This window comes from Nonomuraea sp. PA05 (assembly GCF_008086045.1).
In the GTDB taxonomy this organism is placed as follows: Bacteria; Actinomycetota; Actinomycetes; order Streptosporangiales; family Streptosporangiaceae; genus Nonomuraea; species Nonomuraea monospora.
This window is the reverse complement of record NZ_VSEY01000085.1, coordinates 21,882-28,206: the sequence shown is the minus strand read 5'-3', so window position 1 is coordinate 28,206 and position 6,325 is coordinate 21,882. Positions and strand designations below refer to the sequence as shown.

The 6,325-nt window shown below is 70.9% G+C and carries 5 protein-coding genes; 3 read left to right on the top strand and 2 right to left on the bottom strand.

The window, feature by feature from the left end; translation table 11 throughout:
* Positions 1–467 precede the first annotated feature (467 nt).
* Positions 468–1,478: a hypothetical protein gene (locus FXF51_RS59370; RefSeq protein WP_148443684.1), complete on the bottom strand. Its 1,011-nt coding sequence runs from the start codon at positions 1,476–1,478 to the stop codon at positions 468–470.
* Positions 1,472–2,344: a transporter substrate-binding domain-containing protein gene (locus FXF51_RS59365; protein WP_187415190.1), complete on the bottom strand. Its 873-nt coding sequence runs from the start codon at positions 2,342–2,344 to the stop codon at positions 1,472–1,474. Before FXF51_RS59365 ends, FXF51_RS59370 begins: the two co-directional genes overlap by 7 nt.
* A 410-nt stretch (positions 2,345–2,754) precedes the next feature.
* On the opposite strand from FXF51_RS59365, the gene FXF51_RS59360 reads away from it, so the two are divergent.
* The 3 genes from FXF51_RS59360 to FXF51_RS59350 all read left to right on the top strand — a co-directional run bounded on the left by FXF51_RS59360 (position 2,755) and on the right by FXF51_RS59350 (position 6,318).
* A complete protein-coding gene (locus FXF51_RS59360; protein WP_187415189.1) occupies positions 2,755–3,708 on the top strand; it encodes an AAA family ATPase in 954 nt (317 codons plus the stop codon).
* Positions 3,648–5,060, top strand: a complete 1,413-nt coding sequence (locus tag FXF51_RS59355; RefSeq protein WP_187415188.1) for a tetratricopeptide repeat protein — start codon at positions 3,648–3,650, stop codon at positions 5,058–5,060. The genes FXF51_RS59360 and FXF51_RS59355 overlap by 61 nt, the downstream gene beginning before the upstream one ends.
* 277 nt (positions 5,061–5,337) lie before the next feature.
* The gene (locus FXF51_RS59350) at positions 5,338–6,318 is read left to right on the top strand and encodes a DUF1838 family protein (protein ID WP_148443680.1); all 981 of its coding nucleotides are present in this window, start codon (positions 5,338–5,340) and stop codon (positions 6,316–6,318) included.
* Positions 6,319–6,325: the final 7 nt, after the last annotated feature.

Genomic DNA, 6,325 nt, shown 5'->3' with positions numbered 1-6,325 from the left:
AGCCATGCCGGGCGGCGGCGATATGGATTTCTAAGCCGCTCCCAGGACTACTCCCGCCGTAGCCGCATTCCCCGAACACGTAGGGCGCGGGTGCAGGGTGCTCGGTCTGGATGCGCGGTGTGCGGATCTGAGCGCGGCATGCAAGGGGATGCGGCGCACGAGGTGCGGGACGCAGCGCCTCCAAGGCACGACCGTGCGCGGGCGCGGGCGTACGGGCGGGCGGGCGTACGGGCGGGCGGGCGTACGGGCGGGCGGGCGAGCGTGCGGGCGGGCGTGGCGACGCTGGCCCACTGCTCGGACCAGGCCAGCCGTGATCGCGTGCGACCGTGGCAACGTTGAACGGCCGCCCGATGAGAACGTCGGTTACCGCGCGCGCCCGTACCAACGTCGAACGGCCGCCCGCTGAGCACGTTCGTTACCGCGCGCGCCCGTAGCAACACTGATTGGCCGCCCACCCAAGACGCCCGTTACCGCGTGCGCCCGTAACAACGCTGGTCGACGGCCCGGCTCAGGCCGTCCGGTCCGCCCGTCTCCAGGACGGACTGTTCCAGGCGGTGCCCACGGATGGCGAGATCCGTGTAAGGGGCGCGCGAGTAGTCCCGGCACAGGGTCTTGGAGACGATGGAGTCGTTGGTCACGAAGTGCAGCGCCCCTCCAAGGTCGAGGAAGGTCGTCATCTGCTCGTCCATGGTGATGACATAGCCGCTGAGCACCCGCCGGCCGGTCGCCGCCCCGGCCCCGTCACCGACCTCCACCGCCATCACGGGAAGGATGGGGATGCGGACGAACTCCAGCACCACGATGGCGGCCAGGCCCAGGGCGAGCAGGGAGGCGACCGCGGTGGTCGTGCAGTGGGCGACGCGGCTCGGCAGGGGGCCGTTCACCAGGAGGGCGAACGGCGGGAGGAGGCCGAGCAGGATGACCATGACGTCCTGGCGCGCCATCGCCTCCTGCGCCAGCGGCCAGCTGAACACGTAGAACACGACGATGGCGCCCGCGCCGATCAGCGAGGTGCAGGCGGCGACGAGGCCGTCCTGGGCGGGGAACCTCAGCTGCAGTTCGACCGTGGCGAGGATGAGCGCGATCGACAGCAGGATCGGCAGGAACTGGATCTCCCACGTCAGCGCGGCGACGATCACGCTCGCGCCGAGCACCCAGCCCGGGATGTACGTGCTGAGCCGCGCCACGCGGTACCGCAGCGGGTCGTCCACGCTGAGGCGCAGCAGGGATCCGGCCAGGCGGAAGCCCAGGGCCGCGGCCGGGAGCAGCCACAGCACCGTGAGCAGCAGAGCGGTGATGAGCCCGATCGGGTTGAGGTGCTGGACGATGAGTTGCGCGTTGTCCACGCTTTCGTGGCTGAAGTACCAGATGCGCAGCATCAGCAGCAGTGACGGTATGGCGGGCAGCAGGGCGATCTGCCACTGCCGGTCCTTGGGTTCGGACGCGCGCGAGGGCGCCTCCGCGTCGCCGGTCACCATTCACGGATCTCCGGCCGGGGGACAGCGGGCGGGTCGGCGATGGCGACCTGCTGCCGCTGTTTCAGGACCAGCTCGGCGGGCGCGAGGTGTTCCGCGTACAGGTTGCGCCATTCCCCGCTGGTGGTGATGCGGTGCAGGGCCAGCTCGACCAGCGTGTGCATCGCGTCGTTCGGGCCTGTGTGGATGCCCCACCGTTCCGCCGGGTCCAGGGTGATGTCGTGGATGCGCAGCGTATCGGGGTCCTGCGCGACGAAGCCGGCGAGGATGGCCGCGTCGCTCTGCACCGCGTCGTACTCGCCGTCCTTGAGGCGCTGCACGCAGTCGCTGATGCGGAAGCGGCCCATCGGGATGATGCCCAGCTCGCGCAGCGGGCCTTCCGCAGTGGACGCGCCCAGCGTGCACACCTTCTTGCCTTTCAGGGCGGCCATGCTTTCCAGCGCGCCTTCGAAGTCGGACCTGGTGAGCACGGCCTGTGTCGTCTCCAGATAGGCGGAGGAGAATCGCACGCCTTCCTTCACCCGCTGTTCGGTGATGCTGTAGCTGGCCACCACGAGATCCACGGTAATGTAGCCGCCGTCCTTCTTGGCTTGCCTGTCGTCCCGGTGTTCTATTTCGATCGGGACGAGATCCACCTTGTCGGGTGGATAGCCCAGCTCGCGCGCGACCGCGTACGCGATGTCGATGTCGAACCCCGTGCAGGTGGACGTGCACAGGGCGATGCCGGGAAGGTCGTCCCTGACGCCGATGGTGAGCCGCGCCTTGCCCTGCAGGCCCGCCCGGACCAGCAGGTCCTGTTTGGACGGTGCGATGGAACGCACCACCGCGAAGGCGCTGACGGTCACCAGGAGCACCACGAGGATCAGCACACCGAAGACCGTCAGCCGCGCCCGGACCTTTTTCGTGCGTCGAGCCGCTCGGGGTCTGGTTTGTTGTTGGACGTCCATTTCTCCCTGCCGATGTTCGACCGATTTCGATCGCCCGGAAAGCCGAAGGCGCCGGCCATCGTGACCGCATTTCCCCGGGCGCCCTCCCGGAAGTGCGCGACCCGCTACGATGCGATTACGGAATGCCCGCGGCATGATGACGGCCCTGGTGCGGCGATTCATTGCTCAGTGCGCCGGATATCTCGATCAATGGGCGCGAACATGTCGGGTTTCGAATGTCGCAGCCCCTGTCGTGGCCCTCGGTTCCACTGTTGTGTCCGGCGCCTCAGCACCGCAAGCCACCTGAACAAGCGTCGAACACGCGCGGAACACGAGACGAGGATCAGCACAAGATGACCGATGGCGGCAGGCCCGCCCCGCATCCCGCGCTCGCCGACTTCGCCAAGGGGCTGCAGGCGTTACGGCAGGAAGCCGGCGATCCGACCTTCCAGCGGCTCGCGAACGGCACCGGCACCGGACGCACCACGCTCTCGCAGGCGTTCAACGGCCGGATCCTGCCGAGCTGGGGCACGGTGAAGGCGTGGGTAGGCTGGCTCGGCGGCGACGTGGACGCCTGGCGAGGCCGGTGGGCCGCCGCCAAGGCGGCCATGCGGGAGACCGCGCGCGACTCCGTACCCGAGCCCGAGCCTCCGGCTGTGCACCTGCCCGCCGCGGCCGGGCGTTTCGTGGGCCGCCATCACGAGCTGGCCGCGCTGACGGTGCTGCTCGACCAGGTCTCCTGCGGCCAGGGCGCGGCGGTCGTGGCGCTGATCGGTGGCAGCGCGGGCATCGGCAAGACCACCCTCGCGGTGCACTGGGCCAGGCAGCACGCGGACCGCTTCCCCGGCGGCCTGTTCTACGTGGATCTGCGGGGTTTCGGCCCGGACGCCCCCATGACCGCGCCCGAGGCGATCCGTGGGCTGCTGTCCTGTCTCGGCGTTCCCGACCGGGAGATCCCGTCCGGCTTCGACGCGCGGGTCGCCCGCTTCCGCTGCCTGCTGGAGGGCAGGCGCAGCCTGCTCGTCCTGGACAACGCGCGCGACACCGACCAGGTGCGGCACCTGCTGCCCGGTTCGCCCACCTGCATGGTCCTCGTCACGAGCCGGCGGGAGCTGGGTGGCCTGATCGCCCGTCACCGAGCCGCGTACCTGCGGCTCGACCTGCTGACCGCCGCCGAGGCGCACCGGCTGCTGGTCGGGTTCCTGGGTGAGGGGCGGGCCGGGGCCGAGGCGGGGCCGCGCGGGAGTTGCTCGCGTACTGTGCGGGGCTTCCGCTGGCGGTGTGCATCGTCGCCGCCCGCGCCGTGATGCGGCCGGAGGTGCCGCTCAAGGTGCTCGCCGGTGAGCTCGGCCGGGAGCGGGGCCGCCTGCGGGCGCTGGCGACGGGAGACGGCGGCGACACGGACATCTCCGCGGTCTTCTCCTGGTCGTACCAGGCGTTGCCGGCCGACGCGGGCGCGCTGTTCCGGCTGCTCGGCGTGCATCCCGGCCCTGACCTGGGCGTCGCGGCTGCGGCCTCGCTGGCGGGCCTGGCCGAGGCGGACGCCGCGGGCCTCCTCGCCGAGCTGGCGCGGGCGAGCCTGCTCGCCCGGGACGCGACGGAACGGTTCCGCTGCCACGACCTGCTGCGCGCGTACGCCACCCAGTTGTCCGCGGACGAGGACGGCGAAGAAGAACGCACCCGAGCCCTGCACCGGACCCTCGACCACTACCTGCACACCGCCTACTCGGCCGCCCTGCTGCTGTCGCCCGGCCGGGAGCCGCCCGCGCTCCCCCGGCCCCGAGCCGGAGTCACCCTCCACCGGCCGCAGGACGTCGAGCAGGCGATGGCCTGGTTCACCCGGGAACACGCCAACCTGCTGGCGGCCGTCCGCCGAGCCGCCGGCCACGGGTTCGACGAGCACGCCTGGCGACTGGCCGAGGCCTGCGGCGACTTCTTCGACCGCCAGGGACACTGGCACGACTGGCTGGCCGCTCTGCGCATCGCGCTGGCCGCGTCCGAGAAACTGGGCGATCGGGGCGCGCAGGCCCGCACGCGCCGGGACCTCGGCCTGGCATGCACGCGCCTGAGCCGGTACGCGGAGGCCGAGACGCACTTCGCGGCGGCGATCGAGACGTTCCACGACCTCGGCGACCCCGTCGGCGAGGCCCGCGCCCACATCCATCTGTCGTACGTCCGCGAAGAGGAGGAGCAGCTTCTGGACGCCCTCGCCTCGGTCGAGCGGGCCTCGCGCCTGTTCCTGCGCGCCGGGCACGGGACGGGGCAGGCCACGGCGCTCGACACCATGGCGAACTACCGGCTCAGGCTGGGCGACGATCGCGAGGCGCTGTCGCTGGCGGAGCAGGCGCTCGGGCAGTTCCAGAGCCTGGAGGATCCGTACGGCGAGGCCAGCGCGTGGGACAACGCCGGCCGGGCCCACCACGGCCTGGGCCGGCCAGGAACGGCCGTCACGTGTTTCCGCAAGGCGCTCTGCCTGTGCAGGCAGGTGCACGATCGGTACGGCGAGGCGTACATCCTCCACCATCTCGGCGACAGTCTGCTCGTGCTCGGCGACGGGTCCGGGGCGGGGGAAGCGTGGAGCCAGGCGCTGGACATCATGCGGGAGCTGGGGCATCGCGACACCGAGGAGTTGCGGGCCAAGGTCGCGAGCCTGGGCTGATCCTGCGCGGGGTCACAGGGGGCACGCCGGCGGGCGTCGTGTGGCGAGGCGCCGTGCACGCCTTCCAGGATCCGGGGACGCCGGCGCGACTCGGCGGGGCGGCGTCCCGTCTCGGTGGAGCACCGCCGACCGGCGCCTGCCTGTGCCCGGCGGCGATCGTCCTCCGGCGCCGCGACCTGTGAGGCAATGCGCTCACCGGGGCGGAAGTGGACAACGGTTCGCGCGGCATGATCACATATGGCGCTGTTCGCTTCCTTCTCGGCACGAAAGGCCGAACGTGATCAAGAAACGTCTGGCGGGGCTGCTGGCTCCGCTCGCCTTACTTCTCACCACCGGCGCGGCGGGCGCGTCCGCCAGTGACGGCGCCCCCGCCCCCACGGACCCAGGACCGGTCTACGCGACCGTCACCGACACGAGCGGGAAGCTGTCCCTGCAGACGTTCGGGCGTCCGGACGGCAAGGACATGGTGTTCAGGATCTCGGGCTCGGTGTACGCCAACATCGAGGGCAACAGCCTGGACCCGGCGATGCGGCACGGCCAGAAGCTGTTCAACATCGAGGGCTACAACATCCGGCGGCTGTACCGGGTGCCCGACACCAACCAGCTCTACCAGCTCTCCCGGGAGATCGTCTTCTACACCGACCCGGCGGATCCGCAGCGCGTGCTGCGCGAGTGGAAGAACCCGATCGACGGCAAGACGTACCCGGTCGTCCCGATCAACAACGACACGGTGAACTTCGGCCCGTTCACGATCACCCCCTCCTACGCGGGCCCGCCGCTGCAGCAACTGCACGACGAGACCGTCTGGACGAGCGACATCCCCGTCCGGACGAACTTCGCCACCACGCTCGGCGAGCAGTTCGGCCTGGTCGGCGGCGTGTACGCGGCGCAGGAGATGTTCGACTTCTCCGTGGACAAGCGCGAGGTGGCGGCCCGCACCGAGGCAGGGGTGCCGGACGGCGCGATGAAGACGAAGATCAGCTGGGCGCGGACCAGCCCGTGGGCGCCGTTCATGTGCCTGCCGGAGACCGCGGTGCGCGGCCAGCTCACCTACCACGCCCGGAGCTGGTCGCTCGGCTCGTACGCGGCGATCGAGCCATGGCTGCGGGCCGAGATCGAGGCGAGCCACCCGCTGTACAAGGCCGCTCCCGCCCAGCCGGGGCCGAGCGAGAACTCCTGGACCTCCTTCTACAACAAGCAGCTCGGCAAGGGTGCCACCACCTGGGCGAGCTGGTGCGCCGCCAACGGCCACGCCTGACCGCCAC

Coding starts and splice junctions, on each gene's coding strand:
- FXF51_RS59370 (WP_148443684.1), bottom strand. CDS start 1,478: ATGGTGACCGGCGACGCGGAGGCGCCCTCGCGCGCGTCCGAACCCAAG.
- FXF51_RS59360 (WP_187415189.1), top strand. CDS start 2,755: ATGACCGATGGCGGCAGGCCCGCCCCGCATCCCGCGCTCGCCGACTTC.